The sequence below is a fragment of the Armatimonadota bacterium genome (assembly GCA_023511795.1).
Lineage (GTDB): Bacteria > Armatimonadota > UBA5829 > DTJY01 > DTJY01 > JAIMAU01.
The window spans coordinates 95,536-112,171 of record JAIMAU010000002.1 but is presented as its reverse complement, the minus strand read 5'-3'; the positions used below and the strand labels follow the sequence as shown (position 1 = coordinate 112,171).

The 16,636-nt window shown below is 48.9% G+C and carries 18 protein-coding genes; all 18 read right to left on the bottom strand.

The window, feature by feature from the left end; translation table 11 throughout:
* Positions 1 to 80 precede the first annotated feature (80 nt).
* The 18 genes from K6T99_03340 to recG all read right to left on the bottom strand — a co-directional run bounded on the left by K6T99_03340 (position 81) and on the right by recG (position 16,489).
* Positions 81 to 1,469, bottom strand: a complete 1,389-nt coding sequence (locus K6T99_03340; protein ID MCL6518839.1) for a BNR repeat-containing protein — start codon at positions 1,467 to 1,469, stop codon at positions 81 to 83.
* Positions 1,470 to 1,534: 65 nt separating this feature from the next.
* Complete coding sequence (locus K6T99_03335) at positions 1,535 to 2,341, bottom strand: S-methyl-5'-thioadenosine phosphorylase (GenBank protein ID MCL6518838.1); 807 nt, start codon at positions 2,339 to 2,341, stop codon at positions 1,535 to 1,537.
* A gap of 5 nt (positions 2,342 to 2,346) precedes the next feature.
* Positions 2,347 to 3,057 carry a ribonuclease III gene (rnc, locus tag K6T99_03330; GenBank protein ID MCL6518837.1) on the bottom strand — a complete coding sequence of 237 codons (711 nt, stop codon included), beginning with the start codon at positions 3,055 to 3,057 and terminating at the stop codon, positions 2,347 to 2,349.
* Positions 3,058 to 3,067: 10 nt separating this feature from the next.
* A complete protein-coding gene (locus tag K6T99_03325) occupies positions 3,068 to 4,264 on the bottom strand; it encodes a pyridoxal phosphate-dependent aminotransferase (protein MCL6518836.1) in 1,197 nt (398 codons plus the stop codon).
* On the bottom strand, positions 4,261 to 4,695 hold the full coding sequence (locus tag K6T99_03320) for a hypothetical protein (GenBank protein ID MCL6518835.1): 435 nt from the start codon (positions 4,693 to 4,695) through the stop codon (positions 4,261 to 4,263). The genes K6T99_03325 and K6T99_03320 overlap by 4 nt, the downstream gene beginning before the upstream one ends.
* A 9-nt stretch (positions 4,696 to 4,704) precedes the next feature.
* The gene (gene fabF, locus K6T99_03315) at positions 4,705 to 5,946 is read right to left on the bottom strand and encodes a beta-ketoacyl-ACP synthase II (GenBank protein MCL6518834.1); all 1,242 of its coding nucleotides are present in this window, start codon (positions 5,944 to 5,946) and stop codon (positions 4,705 to 4,707) included.
* 85 nt (positions 5,947 to 6,031) lie between these two features.
* A complete protein-coding gene (gene acpP / locus K6T99_03310; protein ID MCL6518833.1) occupies positions 6,032 to 6,268 on the bottom strand; it encodes an acyl carrier protein in 237 nt (78 codons plus the stop codon).
* 12 nt (positions 6,269 to 6,280) lie between these two features.
* On the bottom strand, positions 6,281 to 7,030 hold the full coding sequence (gene fabG, locus K6T99_03305) for a 3-oxoacyl-[acyl-carrier-protein] reductase (GenBank protein MCL6518832.1): 750 nt from the start codon (positions 7,028 to 7,030) through the stop codon (positions 6,281 to 6,283).
* Between the two features lie 30 nt (positions 7,031 to 7,060).
* Complete coding sequence (gene fabD / locus K6T99_03300; protein ID MCL6518831.1) at positions 7,061 to 8,011, bottom strand: ACP S-malonyltransferase; 951 nt, start codon at positions 8,009 to 8,011, stop codon at positions 7,061 to 7,063.
* 28 nt (positions 8,012 to 8,039) lie between these two features.
* Positions 8,040 to 9,053 (bottom strand): ketoacyl-ACP synthase III, encoded by a 1,014-nt coding sequence (locus K6T99_03295; GenBank protein MCL6518830.1) that lies wholly within the window; start codon positions 9,051 to 9,053, stop codon positions 8,040 to 8,042.
* Between the two features lie 13 nt (positions 9,054 to 9,066).
* On the bottom strand, positions 9,067 to 10,176 hold the full coding sequence (plsX, locus tag K6T99_03290) for a phosphate acyltransferase PlsX (protein MCL6518829.1): 1,110 nt from the start codon (positions 10,174 to 10,176) through the stop codon (positions 9,067 to 9,069).
* A 21-nt stretch (positions 10,177 to 10,197) separates the two neighbouring features.
* Positions 10,198 to 10,392: a 50S ribosomal protein L32 gene (gene rpmF / locus K6T99_03285; protein ID MCL6518828.1), complete on the bottom strand. Its 195-nt coding sequence runs from the start codon at positions 10,390 to 10,392 to the stop codon at positions 10,198 to 10,200.
* Positions 10,393 to 10,429: 37 nt separating this feature from the next.
* Positions 10,430 to 10,963, bottom strand: coding sequence for a DUF177 domain-containing protein (locus K6T99_03280; GenBank protein MCL6518827.1), 534 nt, complete (start codon positions 10,961 to 10,963; stop codon positions 10,430 to 10,432).
* Entirely contained in the window at positions 10,964 to 12,196 is a 1,233-nt protein-coding gene (locus tag K6T99_03275; GenBank protein ID MCL6518826.1) for an acetate kinase, read from the bottom strand.
* A gap of 17 nt (positions 12,197 to 12,213) precedes the next feature.
* Positions 12,214 to 13,209, bottom strand: coding sequence for a phosphate acetyltransferase (pta, locus tag K6T99_03270; protein ID MCL6518825.1), 996 nt, complete (start codon positions 13,207 to 13,209; stop codon positions 12,214 to 12,216).
* The gene (locus K6T99_03265) at positions 13,202 to 13,681 is read right to left on the bottom strand and encodes a hypothetical protein (protein MCL6518824.1); all 480 of its coding nucleotides are present in this window, start codon (positions 13,679 to 13,681) and stop codon (positions 13,202 to 13,204) included. The genes pta and K6T99_03265 overlap by 8 nt, the downstream gene beginning before the upstream one ends.
* A 132-nt stretch (positions 13,682 to 13,813) precedes the next feature.
* Complete coding sequence (gene coaD / locus K6T99_03260) at positions 13,814 to 14,314, bottom strand: pantetheine-phosphate adenylyltransferase (protein MCL6518823.1); 501 nt, start codon at positions 14,312 to 14,314, stop codon at positions 13,814 to 13,816.
* Positions 14,315 to 14,359: 45 nt separating this feature from the next.
* The gene (recG, locus tag K6T99_03255; GenBank protein MCL6518822.1) at positions 14,360 to 16,489 is read right to left on the bottom strand and encodes an ATP-dependent DNA helicase RecG; all 2,130 of its coding nucleotides are present in this window, start codon (positions 16,487 to 16,489) and stop codon (positions 14,360 to 14,362) included.
* Positions 16,490 to 16,636 lie beyond the last annotated feature (147 nt).

The following is a 16,636-nucleotide window of genomic DNA, read 5'->3' as shown; positions in this document are numbered from 1 at the left end:
AAGCCTATAAGAATGAGGAGAAAAATAGGAGAAACTACTTAATTTTGCTGCAAGTCTTCTACCATACAAAAAATTGGATATTACTTATGACCGCCAGCTACTCGTTGGGGTTTCTCAGCTTCTGCCCGCATGCTAAAGGGTAGCGCATAAACATCTCCCGTTTTCGAAGCAAAATAAAGGTGAGATTCTGATGGCTTGAGCGCATTGCCATCAGCCCAGAGGGCGTAGAAATCGGGATGGCCATCAACAACCCGACGAGCGTATGTGTGATTGTGCTTGCTATTCCTTGTGAGTGTGCGAATCCTTACCCAAGTCTTCCCTTGATTGCGACTAATCCACATTACCATCTCACCGCCCGTGCACCATGCCTGCGGCCCAGGGTCAGAAGGACCGATGATTCGCCACACTCCGTCGTCTTCGATATATAACGACCCCATATCATAATTGTGGTCGCAGGTTGTTACTCTACGAATCTCCCACTGCTTGCCGTTCCAACGGGCAGTCATCCACGTACGGGGCCCATTCTTGGGACCGGACTCGAATCCCCTACTTAATACGTAGAATATGACTGGATTGCCATCCCGGTCAAAGTTGACATCGTTTATATATACTAGAAAACCTTCTTTTTGGTAATCGTGCACAAGGGCATCGTTTTGAACAGTTTCAAGCGGTATTTTTAGTGGTTTTCCGGCTGCGTTCACCCATGTTCTTCCATAATCGCGGGTTTCTATGTAATAGAGATTTGTGCGAGCGTTCAAGTTGCCTTGTGGGTGCCAGTTGAACGCCGTTCCCAATTTCTTTTCGCGTTTCCAACTCACCTGATAATGACCGTCGAAGCCGACAATCTTGCGGTCCTGAGTCCATTTCTTGCCATCTATGCTGGTGCTCACATAGAGCTCCCGCCCACGCGTGTATTTGGTAAAGAGGAATACAAAACCAAAATCCTCGAAATACCAGGGCTGAGGATAGCTAAACTCGCGCTGCATTACTCGGTCAAAGCGGTCAATAGAATAGGGAGCGTCGCTTCGGTATATGAAACCATCCTTGCCGCCATGTGATGCGCAAAACACCCAAAGATAACCATCTTTGTCAATCGAAATTACGGGATTGTGGTGCGCATCCGCCGTCCCTTTCTCCATTACAATGGTTGGTTTTGGAACCCTTTTTGTCTTGTGGTCATAATAGCCAACCATTTCTAGGAGCGGTTTTGGACTTTCTAGGCCCTTTGACCCACCATAGACAAAGAACGTTTTGCCTGCCTTCGAAGCATAGATAGCTAGAGGTATGTGGTCGGCGCAGTATGTTCCGAGCCCCCCACTATATTTAAATGCATATTCATCACCCGAGGGCTGATTTGAATACCAGATTCCTCGGTAACCTTCAGCCTTTGAAGCAATAGGTTTCGACGCAGCTATTGCGGCAAACGGAATCACCATGCATGCGAACAGAATTTTTAGCCAATATTCCATGAAACTCATACTTGCCGAATCAAGAACCCTCCTAAATCTAAACCTTGCCTCCCTGACACTAAATGTTAATCCAACCTTGCGTGCTCCAATGCTCTGCCACATTCGTCACAGGGCCCCACGGGCATCTGTTCAATCATCTGCAAAATAACCTTCCGAACGCGTTCATTGTTTGCCTCAAGCACCTTGATAATCTCCTCAGCTGTTACCGGCTCCACGCCAGGTAGCCCAACACATCCTGCATCCCAATCGGTAACTAGCGAGATATTCACATAACACATTTCAAGCTCACGAGCAAGTATTACCTCAGGGTATTGAGTCATATTGATGATTTCCCAGCCCATTCTTGTGTACCAACTACTCTCAGCCTTTGTAGAAAATCTTGGGCCCTGAATTACAACGACCGTACCTTGCTCATGGCATGTTATGCCATTTGATTTGATAATTTCCACTGCCAGCTTGCGTAGTTGGCTACAATATGGATTCGCACCCATAATGTGTGTCGTGATGGGGCCGTCGTAGAAGGTGTCTTTCCTTCCTGAAGTTCGGTCAACAAATTGATCGCAGACCACAAAATCACCTGGTTTGATATGCGGTTGAAGGCTTCCGCAAGCGCTGGGAGCAATAATCCTCGATACGCCAAGCTTCTTCATTGCAAAAGCATTCGCACGGTAGGGAATCATATGTGGTGGATGCTGATGACGGCGGCCATGCCTTGGAAGAAATGCTACTCTTTTCCCAGCAACCGTCGCCAACGCAATTAAATCACTAGGCGCGCCATATGGGGTCTCGACCTTAATTTCATCGACATCGTCGAGAAAAGAATAAAAACCTGAGCCACCGTAAACACCTATCTCCGCTCGAGCTTCCTTCATGCTTACTATTCCTTCCTCTGCAACTTATCGAAATGTGGATGTTGTAGCGCCTCAAATGCCGCCGCTTGCTCTGCCTGCTTCTTGCTTTTTCCAGTTCCAACGCCCAGTGATATGCCATCTAGCTGGGCTTCGACCACAAAAGTTTTATCATGGTCAGCTCCAGACTCGCTAATGACGACGTATCTTGGTGCTCGCTTGTAGAGGCTCTGGCTCAATTCCTGAAGAAGGGACTTGTAATTCCGATGGTGCTCCTCACGCTCAATGTCCTCCAAAGTCTGACGAAGAACGCTTAGCACCACTTGTCTGGCAACATCTAGTCCCTCGCTTAAATATACCGCGGCAATCACTGCTTCGAATGCATCGGCAAGGATTGACGGCCGGTTTCTGCCGCCTGAGGCTTCCTCGCCACTGCTAAGAAGCAAAGCATGAGGTATAAGAAGCTTCTTTGCCGCCTCAGCCAGAACCGGCTCGCTCACTGCGACAGCTTTTGCTTTTGCTAGTTCACCCTCCCGCTTCTCTGCAAACTTGGCGAATAGATGCTCCGAAACTATCATGCCAAGTACGGCATCACCAAGGAACTCCAACCTTTCATTACTCTCTATCCCGGAGACTTCACCCAAGTATGATTTGTGCGTGAGGGCTTGCCGCAAAATGCCCCAATTCTCCTTCTTTATTTTTACCTTTCGAGCTACTCTCGCCAGCGGTGAAAGCGGCATACAGCCCCCGTTATTTAAGTTTTGCAACAGCCTCTGCGATTCGCTTGACGCCTTCCTTAATGTTTTCCATTGAGGTTGCATACGATAACCGAATGTTTTGGTCGGCGCCAAATCCCGACCCCGGTATGACAGCAACCTTCGAGTCGCCGCTGAGTAGATATTCTGCAAATGAGTCTGATCCAGTTATCACCCCGCCGTCGTACGTTTTGCCGATGACGCCTGATATGTTCGGGAAAACGTAAAATGCACCACCAGGCTCTGGGCATACAATTCCAGGGATTGCGTTCAAGCCCGCCACCATGACCTTGCGCCGCTCATTGAATTCTCGAACCATCATTTCGGTGAAATCTTGAGGGCCATTTAGCGCCTCAATTGCACCATACTGAACAAAAGATACGGGATTCGATGTGGAGTTGTCCTGGATGCGTTCCATTGCATCAACAATTTCCTTTTCAGCGGCAGCAAAACCAACTCGCCAACCAGTCATTGAGTGGCTCTTTGAAAGGCCATTTATCGTAACTGTCAGTTTCTTTATGTCCTCGCCGAGGGAAGCTATGCTCAAATGTTTATTGCCATCATAAATGATTTTTTCATATATTTCATCTGAAATAACATATATGCCCTTCGCAACGGCAATTTCGGCAAACGCTTCAATAACCTCGGGGGTATAGACCGCACCAGTAGGATTGCTAGGGCTGTTTAAAATTAAAATCTTTGTCCTTGGTGTGATGGCGTCCAAAAGCATATCGGGCGTCATTCTGAAACCGGTACTCTCATCTGTCTGTACGAAGACAGGCACCCCATCCGCCAATTTTACAAACTCAGGATATGACACCCAATACGGTGCAGGAATTATGACTTCGTCGCCAGGGTCGCACAGGGCTAGGATGGCATTATAGATAGAATGCTTTGCGCCATTTGATACGATAATCTGCGTTGGCGGATAATCTAAACCGTTGTCCCGCTTAAGTTTTGCGGCAACCGCCTGCTTAAGCTCGATAAGGCCCGACGAAGCAGTATATTTAGTCGCGCCCTGTTGGAGTGCTTTTATTGCGGCGTCCTTGACATTCTGTGGAGTGTCGAAATCGGGCTCGCCAGCGCCGAAGCTGATAACATCTATCCCATCAGCTTTCATCTTTTTTGCCTTGGCGGTGATCGCCAGCGTTGGCGAAGGGTTGACCCTCGCCGCCCTCTGAGAGATCATTATAAACAGCCTCCTTTTTTTTCTTGCTCTTCTTCTTTAGTCGGCAGTATATCGTCCGATGGACTCAACTCTAGCTCCCTGACAGAAGTACCACTTTCAGGTTCAGTTTCCTTATCAAGATCAAAAACAAATGGGGCAAACGGTTCGGAATCCTCTTCTTTACTTGGAACTGCTTCTTCTGCTTCTGCAGTAGCAAGTCCAAAAGTAGATGTCTCTTCTTCCGGTGAAACCTTAGAAACCTGAGCACTTTCCTCGGACGAAGGCGGTGCTTCTGTCGTAGGTGGTGCCAGAATCTCTTCCCGTCGGGTCTCAGCAGCCTTAGGGAGTTGCTTAAACTGCTTGCCTGCCGCAGGCTTGCTCAATTGAGCAAAGCAGTTCCAGCAAGCTGCACGGTTGTCTTCATTTTCAGAACCGCATCTTGGGCATATCTGCATGGCATCCTCCTACTCATATTTAGCCAATATGAGGGTTGCGTTGTGGCCTCCAAAACCAAATGAATTTGACATTGCTATTTTTACAGGCATTTTCCTTGGTTCATTCGGTACGTAGTCCAAATCACATTCAGGGTCGGGCGTCTCATAGTTTATTGTTGGCGGAATAATGCCATCTCTAATCGCACAAATGCATGCGATTGCTTCAACTGCTCCCGCGGCGCCAAGTAGGTGGCCAATCATGGACTTTGTGGAACTGATTGCAACCTTGTATGCATAATCGCCGAAGACTCGCTTGATAGCCATTGTCTCGGTTTTATCATTATCCGGCGTGGACGTTCCATGTGCGTTGATATAATCAACATCCTCAGGCTTTATGCCGGCATCCTTAAGAGCAGCAGCCATTGATCTCGCTGCTCCCTCGCCTTCTGGCGCTGGTGCCGTTATATGGAAAGCATCGCCGCTCATACCAAAGCCTGTGATCTCACAGTAGATTTTTGCGCCACGCGCTAGCGCATGCTCTAGTGACTCGAGTATCAATACACCGGCGCCCTCACCTATAACAAAGCCATCGCGGTTTAAGTCAAAAGGCCGGCTTGCCCGCTCTGGTTCGTCGTTTCTTGTCGAAAATGCCCTAGCCGCACAGAATCCAGCGACCGCAAGTGGCGTGATGGCTGCCTCCGAACCACCCGCAACCATTACATCAGCATCCCCCCTCTGAATAATTTTTGCTGCCTCACCAATGGCATGGGTGGCTGTTGCGCAGGCAGTAACAATCGCAAGATTAGGCCCCTTTGCTCCTAGAATTATCGACGCCATGCCTGATGCCATATCGGAAATTAGCATAGGGACAAAGAAAGGACTTACACGCCTTGGGCCTTTCTCAATTAGCGTTCTATGCTGCTCCTCCCAGGTGCTAGTACCACCAATGCCAGACCCAATCAAGACTCCCACCCGTTCAGCGTTTTCGTTGGTTATTTGAAGCCCGGAGTCCCGGATTGCAAGAATGCTTGCGGCAACTGCGAACTGGGCAAAGCGGTCCATCCGCTTTGCTTCTTTGCGGTCTATATACTCCTCAGGGTCGAAATCTTTTATCTCTGCCGCTATCTGGGTGGAATAATCGGATGCGTCAAAATGAGTTATTAACCCAACTCCTGAGACGCCATTCAATAGCGCTTGCCAATATTTCTCAGTGCCAGTGCCAACAGGCGTAATTGGCGCCATTCCGGTTACTACTACCCTTTTTCGTTCCATCAAACTCTCCTGCCGTTTGCAACACGGACACGGTTAAATGCGTCCTTACAAAGCGCTACTAACCGTGCCCGTGCACATGCTTATCTTATGCTTTAGTTTTTTCTTCAATGTACTTAACTGCGTCGGCTACTGTGACGATTTTCTCCGCGTCCTCGTCCGGAATTTCCAGATCAAACTCCTCCTCAAGTCCCATTACTAGTTCTACAACGTCAAGCGAATCCGCACCAAGATCATCTACAAACGAAGCATCTTCGGTTACTTCTTCTTCATTGACGTCCAGTTGCTCGACGACAACCTTCTTTACTCTATCAAAAGTTGACACCTTTTCACCTCCTTACATTACCATGCCGCCGTCAACGTTTATCACCTGTCCGGTGATATAAGATGAGTCCTCGCTACACAAAAAAACTATAAGCCCGGCAACGTCGTCCGGTGTCCCGAGCCTTTGTAGCGGAATTTGTTTGCTTATATTCTCTCTTATGTCTTCAGGTAGCTCATCGGTCATCGCAGTCTGGATAAACCCAGGTGCTACCGCATTTACGTTTATGCCTCGTGAGCCAAGCTCGCGGGCAGTTGTTTTTGTGAGTCCTATTATCCCCGCCTTAGACGCCGAGTAGTTTGCCTGACCAATATTTCCTATGATTCCCATAACAGAAGCTACGTTTACAATCTTGCCACTACGCTGCTTTAGCATCGGCCGAATGACTGCTTTGGTACAGTTGAAAGTACCTTTCAAGTTCGTATTAATCACCAGATCCCAGTCTTCCTCAGACATTTTTATCATAAGTGCATCTCTGGTGATTCCAGCGTTGTTTACTAGTATATCAATTTTGCCAAATTCATCCAACGCCTTTTGAACAATAGCTTCGGCATCAGCTGGATTAGCAACATTTGCACGTACGGCAACTGCACGTCTCCCAAATGACCTGACCTCCTCGGCAACGGCCTCGGCGGCTTCGGCAACATAGTCGGCGATAACGATATCAGCGCCTTCGCGGGCGAGGGCAAGAGCTATGGACCGCCCGATTCCTTTGCCTTCCCTTCCAGCTCCCGTTACTATAGCAACTTTTCCTTCAAGTTTCAAGATGATTGATCCCCCTCTATTGCTTTTCTTTTAATTTTGCTCAACCTTATTTCCCAATTTACTCATAAATTCATTAAGAGATAACATATCGCCAACACTATGCACCTCAGCCGAGCTAACAGTTCGCTTGATAAGACCAGCGAGCACCTTACCTGGCCCTATCTCTACATACATTTCAACGCCGTCGGCCTCCATACGTCGAATAGTTTCTTCCCAACGAACGCTTCCAATAATTTGCTGCGCTAGGGTATCTCTAATTTCATCACTCTTGTGAACAAAGTCCCCCGTAAAGTTCGCAATTATAGGAACCCTAGCATCTTTTAGAGCAGTTTTCTTCAACTCTTCAGCCAATGCCCTTGCGGCAGGACTCATAAGCCGCGAGTGAAACGCTCCGCTAACATTCAGTGGAACGACCTTCCGTGCGCCAGCTGCGCGGGCGTATTCTAGGGCTAGCTCAACCGCTTTGGTTTCGCCTGAAATAACAATTTGGCCTGGCGAGTTGTAGTTGGCAACATCAATGATGCCTGCACTGCTCGCGCGACTGCAAATCCCAGCCACCTCATTTGCATCAAGGCCAATAATAGCCGCCATAGTACCTGGCTGCTTCAAGCCAGCTTCTTGCATCAGCTCTCCCCTCTTGCGAACTAGGCGCAATGCATCTTCGAATGACAATGCCCCGGCCGCTACTATGGCAGCATACTCGCCGATGCTGTGGCCGGCGACTACATCAGGCCGAATGCCATGCTTCTCTATAAGACGAAGAATGGCTATGCTGGTTGTGAAGATGGCTGGCTGTGTGTTAGACGTGAGACGAAGTTCGTCATCAGGCCCCAAAAAGCAGAGCTGGCTGAGATTGAACCCTAAAATACGGTCGGCATTTTCATAAATCTCCCGAACCTCCGGAAATCCTTCATAAAGGTCTTTTCCCATGCCAACATGCTGCGAACCCTGGCCTGGGAATACGAAAGCAATTTTCTTCATGCTTTGGGTTAACATAGAAGCTCGCTTCCTATTCTTTCAAATATGGCATTGTCCACTTTATTACACCGGACGCCCATGTTAGCCCTGCGCCGAATCCTACTACTACAACTACATCGCCATATTTGAGGCGTCCCAACTGATATGCTTCGTCTAAAGCCAGCGGTATCGACGCTGCCGATGTGTTTCCATAGCTCTGAACATTAACGAAAACCTTCTCAGGCGGAAGGTTCAATCGCTCCGCCGCCGCTTCAATTATGCGAATATTTGCTTGGTGCGGAACGAAGAGGCTAACATCTTCCGGCGTCAAGCCAGAAGACGCCAATGCCGCTAGCGAGGCTTCACCCATTATTCTGACGGCGAACTTGAAAACTTCTCTGCCTTCCATCTTAATGTAATGTTGGCGGCCGAGTATTGTTTCTTCGCTCGGAGGATTCTTTGACCCTCCTGCGGGAATTTTCAGCAGGTCGCCGCCAGATCCATCCGCACCGAGACAAAAAGACAGCAAACCCATATCAGGTTCCACAGGTGCAACCACAGCCGCACCAGCAGCATCACCAAAGAGGACACAGGTAGAACGATCGGTCCAATCTGTAAAGCTGGAAAGAACATCTACGCCCACAACCAGGATTTTTTCATATGCGCCTGTCTCGATGAATTGGGCTGCGGTTGAAAGAGAATAAACCCACCCAGAACAGCCAGCTTGAAGGTCAAAGGCGGCGGCATTCTTGGCTCCTATTCTGTCCTGAATCAGACAAGAGGTTGCTGGGAAGGGATAATCACCGGTTATTGTGGCGCAGATTATTAAATCAAGCTTTTCTGCTTGCAGTGATGCAGTCGATAATGCTTTCTTCGCGGCTTCAACTGCAAGGTCGGAGGCCGCCATTCCATTTTCAACTATGCGCCTTTCACGAATTCCCGACCTTGTGACAATCCATTCGTTCGTCGTATCTACAATCTTCTCCAAATCGGCATTGGTGAGAACTTTCTGCGGAGCAAATGACCCTATTCCCACTATCCCCGCGCGTCGTGATTTATGCGCCATGTGCTCTCCTCTTCTAATAATTGTCCCTCACGTTGGGAGGTTGGTTTGGCAAGGCTGTCTCCTCAGCACAAAATTCGGCTTGCTCGCAATGTTGTATTCTTGCACCAGACTGATCATCTCCTCTGCGCGCAAGACCTCTTTGCTGTAGTGCTGTACTAATGCACCCAACTACATTATTTTCAACGGCTTTTGCAGCTGCCCGTATCGCGTTTCGGATAGCCCGCCCGTTCGACCTCCCATGACCGATAACACACACGCCATTTACGCCAAGTAGAGGCGCGCCGCCATACTCGGCATAGTCAAGCTTGGATTTGGCTCGCTTGAGGGCTGGCATTGCAAGTAGAGCTCCTATCTTGGAAACGATACCACGTTCAATCTCCTGCTTAAGGGAAGTAAGAACAAACTCTGCCATACCCTCGCTAACCTTCAGAACCATGTTGCCATCAAATCCATCGCAAACGACTACGTCGGCAACACCACGAAATATATCCTTCCCCTCGACATTGCCAATAAAGTTCAGCCCAGCTGTCGCTCTAAGGCGTGCATTCGTAGCTTTAGTGACCTCATTGCCTTTTGTGGGTTCCTCACCAATGCTCAACAAACCAATTCGTGGATTAGGAAGTTTCAAAACCTGCTCGGCGTACTCCTTGCCCATAATTGCAAATTGAATTAAGTTTTCAACGGAGCAGTCAACATTGGCCCCAGCATCGATTAGTATAGCTTTGCCATTTATTGTCGGCAAAAGGACACAAATAGCTGGACGGTCAATGCCTTGTATCCTCCCAAACTTAAGTAAAGCAACAGCCATAGCCGCACCAGTATTTCCGACGCTTACTATGGCTTGTGCTTCACCCGCAAGAACTAGGTTGGCAGCAACAACAATGGAAGAGTCTACCTTCCGACGAATGGCAGTCGCTGGATACTCATCCATCCCTACTACTTCGGAAGCGTGGCGTATCTCGACCCTCGAGTTGGTTGGATACCTTGCCAGCTCCTGCTTAATGGCTTTCTCATCACCCACCAGTATAACTGGAATGTGGTCGACGCTGGCTGCCTCAACCGCTCCCTCCACTACTTGGGCTGGTGCATAGTCGCCACCCATAGCATCAACTGCTATCTTCATAGAGGGCTTGTCCGCTCCTTGCTATTCCTTCTTTTCTTTTTCCTTTACTTCCAGCACTAGTCTTCCATTGTAGAACCCACAGCTTGGGCATACATGGTGCGGTAAACGCGGCGCATGGCACCGCGGACAATCCACCACAGTCGGAACACTCAGCTTCCAATGAGTTCTTCGCTTTGCTTGTCGGGTCTTGGAATGTCTCCTCTTAGGAAGTGCCAATCGTTTTCACCTCTTTCAAACCACACGCACAGCGTGATCAGTCTTCAGCTTCTTCGTCTTCTAGCAAAATTGCCAGCGCTTGGAAAGCCGAATTATACATTTCCTGATGACAAGAGCACTGGCCTTCACTTAGGTTTTGGCCGCAAATCGGGCACAATCCCTTGCAGTCCGGTTTGCATAGCGGTTGGATAGGGACCTCGGTCAACAGGCTCTGCCTGATGAGTTCCTCCACATCTAATATATTGTTGCTAAGAAGCCCACCTACCATATCTTCCTCATCCAAAGGCATCGCCATGATTTGGTCGCCCATATGCACCAACCTAAACTGCTCCTCGATGTTTGCGGTAAGCATGACAACAAAGTCTACCACGCAACGGCTGCATTGCAACCTAATACTTGCGCCAACCTTACCTCTAGCAAGCAAAACATCGCCAGTATTGGTAAACTCTATGCTCCCTGTAATAGGCGAGATGCAGTCGAAACCAAACTCAGCAGGATGAAAAGGCTCATCGATTTTCTGCCTCACCTGCATTCCAGGGGTTCGTACAATTTCTGAAAGGTCAAGTTTCATCTATGTTGAATTCTCACTTTCACCGGTAATGATGCGGACCGTTTCCCGCGCAATAGCAATCTCTTCATTTGTTGGAATGACAAGCACCCGTGTCCTGGCTGTCTCCTTGCTTATATCACACTCGCCCTGACACACAGCGTTCTTTTCTGCATCAAGTTCGATGCCAAAGAATTCAAGGCCCTCGCAAATTCGAGCACGGACAGTCGGCGAGTGTTCACCAATGCCAGCTGTGAACACAATCGCGTCTAGCCCGCCCATTGCCGCTACATAAGCACCGATATATTTACGAATTCTATAACAAAATATGTCGAGTGCCAACTGTGAGCGCTTGTGGCCTGCTTCCGCCTCAGCAACAATATCTCGCATATCGTTGCTTATGCCAGAAATTCCTAGTAAGCCGCTCTTTTTGTTAATGATATTATCAATATCATCAGCACTGTAGCCAAGCTCCTTCTGGAGGAAAGGAATTATCGCCGGATCAATATCTCCACATCTTGTTCCCATCACCAAACCTTCGACCGGCGTAAGTCCCATGCTCGTATCAATGGATTTACCGCCCACAACTGCCGCCATGCTCGCGCCGTTTCCTAGGTGACAGGTTATTATTTTAAGCGACTCCTTATCCTTTCCTTGTGCCATTAGCATCTTTATAGCTCTAGAGGATACATACTTGTGTGATGTGCCGTGGAAACCATATCGTCTGACACCGTGTTTCTGGTAAAACTCATACGGCAGGGCATAAATGTACGCATGCCGAGGAAGTGTGTGGTGAAATGCCGTATCAAAGACTGCAACATGTGGCACATTTGGCATTATTCGCATCGCGGCTTCGATACCCATTAAGTTTGGCGGATTGTGCAATGGTGCTAGCTGGGTCAGGCGCGCGATTGTATCCACAACTTTGTCGTCGATTATAACAGAGTCGAAGAAAGTTTCACCGCCATGAACAACCCTATGACCAATAGCGGAAATCTCTGAAATGTCTTTAATCGACCCTGTCTCTTCGTTAATAAGGGTATCAAAAACCAGGCGCATGGCTTGCATATGGTCGGCAATATTGGCTTTGACCTTTAGCCTTTTCTTTCCAAAAGCCTCGTGAGTAAGTTCCGCACCATTCGCACCTGACTCACCAATGCGCTCAACAATACCCTTAGCCATTACCTTTTCGTTCGACATATCTATAAGCTGGTATTTTAATGACGAACTTCCAGCGTTTACCACTAGTACCAACATTTCTCTTCTTCCTTCGATTAAGCCGCTTGTGCTGCGGTAATTGCTACCACATTCACTATCGATTCCCAGTCACATCCCCGAGAGAGGTCATTTACTGGCTTGGATAACCCTTGCAGAATGGGCCCAAAAGCCCTTGCATGTGCAAGTCGCTCCGTAAGTTTATAAGCTATGTTTCCGGCTTGCAAGTCCGGGAATATAAGCACATTAGCACGCCCCGCCACCGGACTGCCCGGAGCCTTTTTTTCCGCAACCCAAGGTACTATGGCAGCATCCGCCTGGAGCTCACCGTCAATTAGCATATCCGGTGCTTTTCTCTGCGCAAGGCGCGTTGCTTCGACAACTTTATCAACTAATGGGCCTTTTGCACTACCTTTAGTTGAGAATGACAACAGAGCAACGCGTGGCTCTACATCGAAAAGTTGCCGCATAGTCCTTCCGCTACTGACGGCAATCTCGGCAAGCTCATCTGCGTTGGGATTTACCACAAGGCCGGAGTCAGCATAAATAAACAAACCTTTTTCACCATAGCTCGTGTCAGGTACAATCATAACAAAAAATGACGAAACCAAACTTACGCCCGGAGCACTCTTAAGCACCTGCAAAGCTGGCCGCACAGTATCAGCTGTTGAATGAGTAGCACCTGACACCTCGCCATCTGCATCGCCAGCCTTCACCATCAAAACGCCGTAGTATAGGATGTCACCAGCCATCTCAAATGCCTGCTCTTGCGTTACCCCCTTGGCCTTCCTAAGTTCGCAAAGCAGTTGTGCATATTGCTCTCGCTTTGGGGACGTAGCAGGGTCAATAATTTCTATGCCCGAGATGTCGACGCCCTGTTCTTTTGCAAGCTGGCGCACGGTATCAGGCGGCCCAAGAATAATAGGGATGGCCAAACCTTGTGCTCGAACTTCAGCTGCAGCCTTGACAACCCGCGGGTCAGTACCCTCAGGTAGCACAATCCTCTTCTTTGCTTCTCGAGCGCGTTTATATACGACATCCATTATGCTATTCATTTTTACTTTCCTCAGCTACTTTGTTTTCCAGTTTTTCGCGCCCCCGCTGAATTGTGCCCATTACCTTTCCTACAAAATTTTCCAAGTCCGTTAGCACTTCACGTGCATACTCATCTGCTCCAGACTTAGTGGCTCGAGCAGTTTCCTCGGCGCTAGCAATGATTTCTTTAGCTTGAGCTGTAGCAAGTCGCTTGATTTCACTTTGGTCAACAAGCCGCGCAGCTTCGGCTCTCGCTTCCTCAAGGATTTTTTCCCTCTCAGCCCTAGCCTCGTCGATAATTTGCGCCGCTTGTTCCTTAGCATCATTAATAATGTGCTCGGCGTCGCGCACTATTCTGGAAGCCGACTTCATATCCTCCGGAAGCGAAGCACGAATCCGCTTGAGCAAGTCGTCGAAATCATCCACGTTGACGAATGCTTTGTTAAACCATTGCCTACTGTTCTCAACAAGATCCTCTAGCTTGTCCAACAATTCGAAGGTGTCTATCTAAATCGCCCCCCTTGCTGTTAGGAAGTCTAAACTGTAAAACCAAGGCATCCAAGTTCCCGGTTTGCGGTTGGTCATCCAGAAGTGCCCTCGAATGGTAAAAAGCACCTTGGTAATCTAACCTTCTGCCTCCGAACCTCCTACTTTGAATTTAGAAATCAGGCGCTTCTCGACTATCTCTGGAACCAAGCCCTTCACAGAGCCGCCGAAGCTAGCTACCTCCCTTACAATGCTAGAACTAAGATATGAATATTCTGCGTTTGTCATCATGAAAACTGTCTCGATGCCCGAGTCGAGGCGGCGATTCATCAAAGCCATTTCAAACTCAAACTCGAAATCCGAAAGCGCTCTCAAACCCTTCACGATTACCGTAGCACCTTGGGCTTTGGCATATCGAACCAAAAGACCTGTGAACGAGTCTACCCTTACATTCGGTAAACTACGGCATACTTCTCGGAGCATCTCAACGCGCTCTACTACATCAAAAAGAGGCTTTTTTCCGATATTCGGTGCGACCGCAACTATCAGCTCGTCAAATAGGCTTGCCGCGCGCTTTATTATATCCATATGGCCATTTGTTACCGGATCAAAGCTTCCGGGATATACGGCTCTTATCATGTTATTCCAACCCATCCTCTAACATCATCGAACGAGATTAGCTTATCAACTCACCGAGACCAATTCGTAGCCCTCAAATCTCCTCATTACTTCCTGCTTCAGTCCCTGGTGCTCAGGCGCAGTCAGATTGGAATCGCGCTTCACAAGCTCGAACGCATCCTGGCGGCTCATCTCAAGAATATCAACATCCTGCAGTACATCCGCAATTCGGAGCGACGGCAGGCCGCTCTGCCGCGTACCATAAAACTCTCCTGGCCCTCTGATTTTCAGGTCTTCCTCTGCAATCTGGAATCCATTGTTGGTAGCTGAAATTACTTCCAGTCGCCGCCTAGCCTCTTCGGTCGTTGGGTCTCCAATCAACACACAGAAAGATTGATGTTCGCCCCTGCCAACACGTCCCCTCAATTGGTGAAGCTGCGCCATGCCGAACCTTTCAGCATCTTCTATAACCATTACGCAGGCATTTGGAACATCTACACCGACCTCAATTACCGTAGTCGAGACGAGAATCTGAATTTCGCCGTTCCGAAAACGGCTCATGACCTCATCCTTCTCTGCGGGTTTCATCTGTCCATGGAGCAGCCCAAGCCTATAGTTTGGAAACACATCGTTAGCCAAGTGCTCAGCCAGCTCCGTGGCAGCTTTCGCCTGAAGTTTTTCGGATTCCTCTATGAGCGGACAGACTATATATACTTGCCGCCCCTGATCAACAAGCTTTCTAATAGCTTCATATACCCTAGGCCGCTCACTCGTTGGCTTAAAGTGAGTCTTTATAGGTTTCCGCCCCGGCGGCATCTCGTCAATAACCGAAAGATCAAGGTCACCATACACCGTCAATGCCAAGGTCCGCGGAATCGGCGTGGCTGTCATTACCAGCACGTCTGGATTCCAACCTTTTTGCCTTAGAGCGGCTCTTTGAAGAACGCCAAACCGGTGCTGTTCATCAACAATCACCAGCCCAAGCTTTGCAAACTCGACGTCTTCCTGTATCAGCGCATGCGTTCCAATCACGATATTCGCCAATCCAGACGCCGTTTTTTCCTTAGCCAAGCGCTTTTCCTTCGCTGGAAGGCTGCCTGTCAGCAAAACAACATCCAAGCCAAGTGCTTCAAGCATCCGCCTCAGTACGAGGTAGTGCTGTTCGGCCAAAATTTCCGTCGGCGCCATCAGCGCCGCTTGGTAGCCGTTATGGACGGCTATCATAATTGCGGCAACAGCGACTATCGTCTTCCCCGACCCGACATCGCCTTGCAGGAGGCGGTTCATCGCCCTTGGACTTGCCATGTCTCGCTCAATCTCGGCAATAACGCGTTTCTGCGCGTTAGTTAGCTCAAACGGCAAAACATCATAGAGCGCCTTTGTACACTCAGGTGTCACTCGGAATGCGATTCCCGGCTCACCTGCTGTGAAACTCTGCCTCCTCAGCGCCAATGCAAGCTGAAGCAGAAAGAATTCCTCATATACCAACCTAAATCGCGCCTTCCCGAGCACCGTCTCGCTTTCCGGAAAATGAATGTTTAGCAGAGCCTCTGACAAACCAACCAGACTGCGGCGCTCGCGAATCTCCTCGGGTAGGATGTCATGAACGCTCGGCAAAAACCTTTCTAACGCCTGGTAGATTATTCTCCTAACGGTACCCTGATACAACCCTTCCGTCAGTGGATAGACTGGCACTATTCGGTTGGATGAGAGAGGGTCAACGCCCTCATCGACCTCTTCCCACTCAGGATTTATTATCTCTATGCCGTGAATTCCAGGCTGCGCAGTTCCATATACAACTATTTTTTTTCCAAGGAGCTTTACAAACTTATTTTTCAGATACCATTGATTGAACCAAACTAAGTATGCGATTCCGGAGTCATCCTGGATCGCTACTTTTGTCAAAAGCATCTGGCTTCGAGGAGTCCGCAGGTTGTCAGCAACAACCACTCTTCCAGCGACCGTTGCCGTTTCTCCAGGCTTAAGCTGCGCAATCCGGCGCATATGCCGCCGATCCTCATAGCGGCGGGGGAAATGCGTCAGGAGATCTCGAACCGTAAAAATGCCTAGCTTGCTAAAAACCTTCGCCAGGCGCTCTCCCACTCCCTTAGCATAGCGGACGTCTGTGTCCAAGCTGGGATCGGGGCGAGAAGTCTCCTTTTTCGGGCCGGCTGCGGACCTGCCTGCTCGCTCCATCTAATGCCTCACGAAACACCGGGACATTATAGTGACGTACTGCGTTCTTTGTCAAGGTTTCTACCTTCCTTGACTAAGCATTGCGGCAGTCGCTTTCAAAGTGTGCCTCAAATTCTTTGTCTACCGCTGACTTGCTTTTAGTGCTTC

Bases quoted from the DNA above. Each gene is read 5' to 3' on its own strand.
- pta (MCL6518825.1), bottom strand. From the start codon at position 13,209: ATGAATAGCATAATGGATGTCGTATATAAACGCGCTCGAGAAGCAAAG.
- K6T99_03335 (MCL6518838.1), bottom strand. From the start codon at position 2,341: ATGAAGGAAGCTCGAGCGGAGATAGGTGTTTACGGTGGCTCAGGTTTT.
- rnc (MCL6518837.1), bottom strand. From the start codon at position 3,057: ATGCCGCTTTCACCGCTGGCGAGAGTAGCTCGAAAGGTAAAAATAAAG.
- coaD (MCL6518823.1), bottom strand. From the start codon at position 14,314: ATGATAAGAGCCGTATATCCCGGAAGCTTTGATCCGGTAACAAATGGC.
- K6T99_03295 (MCL6518830.1), bottom strand. From the start codon at position 9,053: ATGGCGCATAAATCACGACGCGCGGGGATAGTGGGAATAGGGTCATTT.
- K6T99_03340 (MCL6518839.1), bottom strand. From the start codon at position 1,469: ATGGAATATTGGCTAAAAATTCTGTTCGCATGCATGGTGATTCCGTTT.
- fabF (MCL6518834.1), bottom strand. From the start codon at position 5,946: ATGGAACGAAAAAGGGTAGTAGTAACCGGAATGGCGCCAATTACGCCT.
- K6T99_03320 (MCL6518835.1), bottom strand. From the start codon at position 4,695: ATGCAGATATGCCCAAGATGCGGTTCTGAAAATGAAGACAACCGTGCA.
- plsX (MCL6518829.1), bottom strand. From the start codon at position 10,176: ATGAAGATAGCAGTTGATGCTATGGGTGGCGACTATGCACCAGCCCAA.
- fabD (MCL6518831.1), bottom strand. From the start codon at position 8,011: ATGAAGAAAATTGCTTTCGTATTCCCAGGCCAGGGTTCGCAGCATGTT.
- recG (MCL6518822.1), bottom strand. From the start codon at position 16,489: ATGGAGCGAGCAGGCAGGTCCGCAGCCGGCCCGAAAAAGGAGACTTCT.
- K6T99_03275 (MCL6518826.1), bottom strand. From the start codon at position 12,196: ATGTTGGTACTAGTGGTAAACGCTGGAAGTTCGTCATTAAAATACCAG.
- K6T99_03280 (MCL6518827.1), bottom strand. From the start codon at position 10,963: ATGAAACTTGACCTTTCAGAAATTGTACGAACCCCTGGAATGCAGGTG.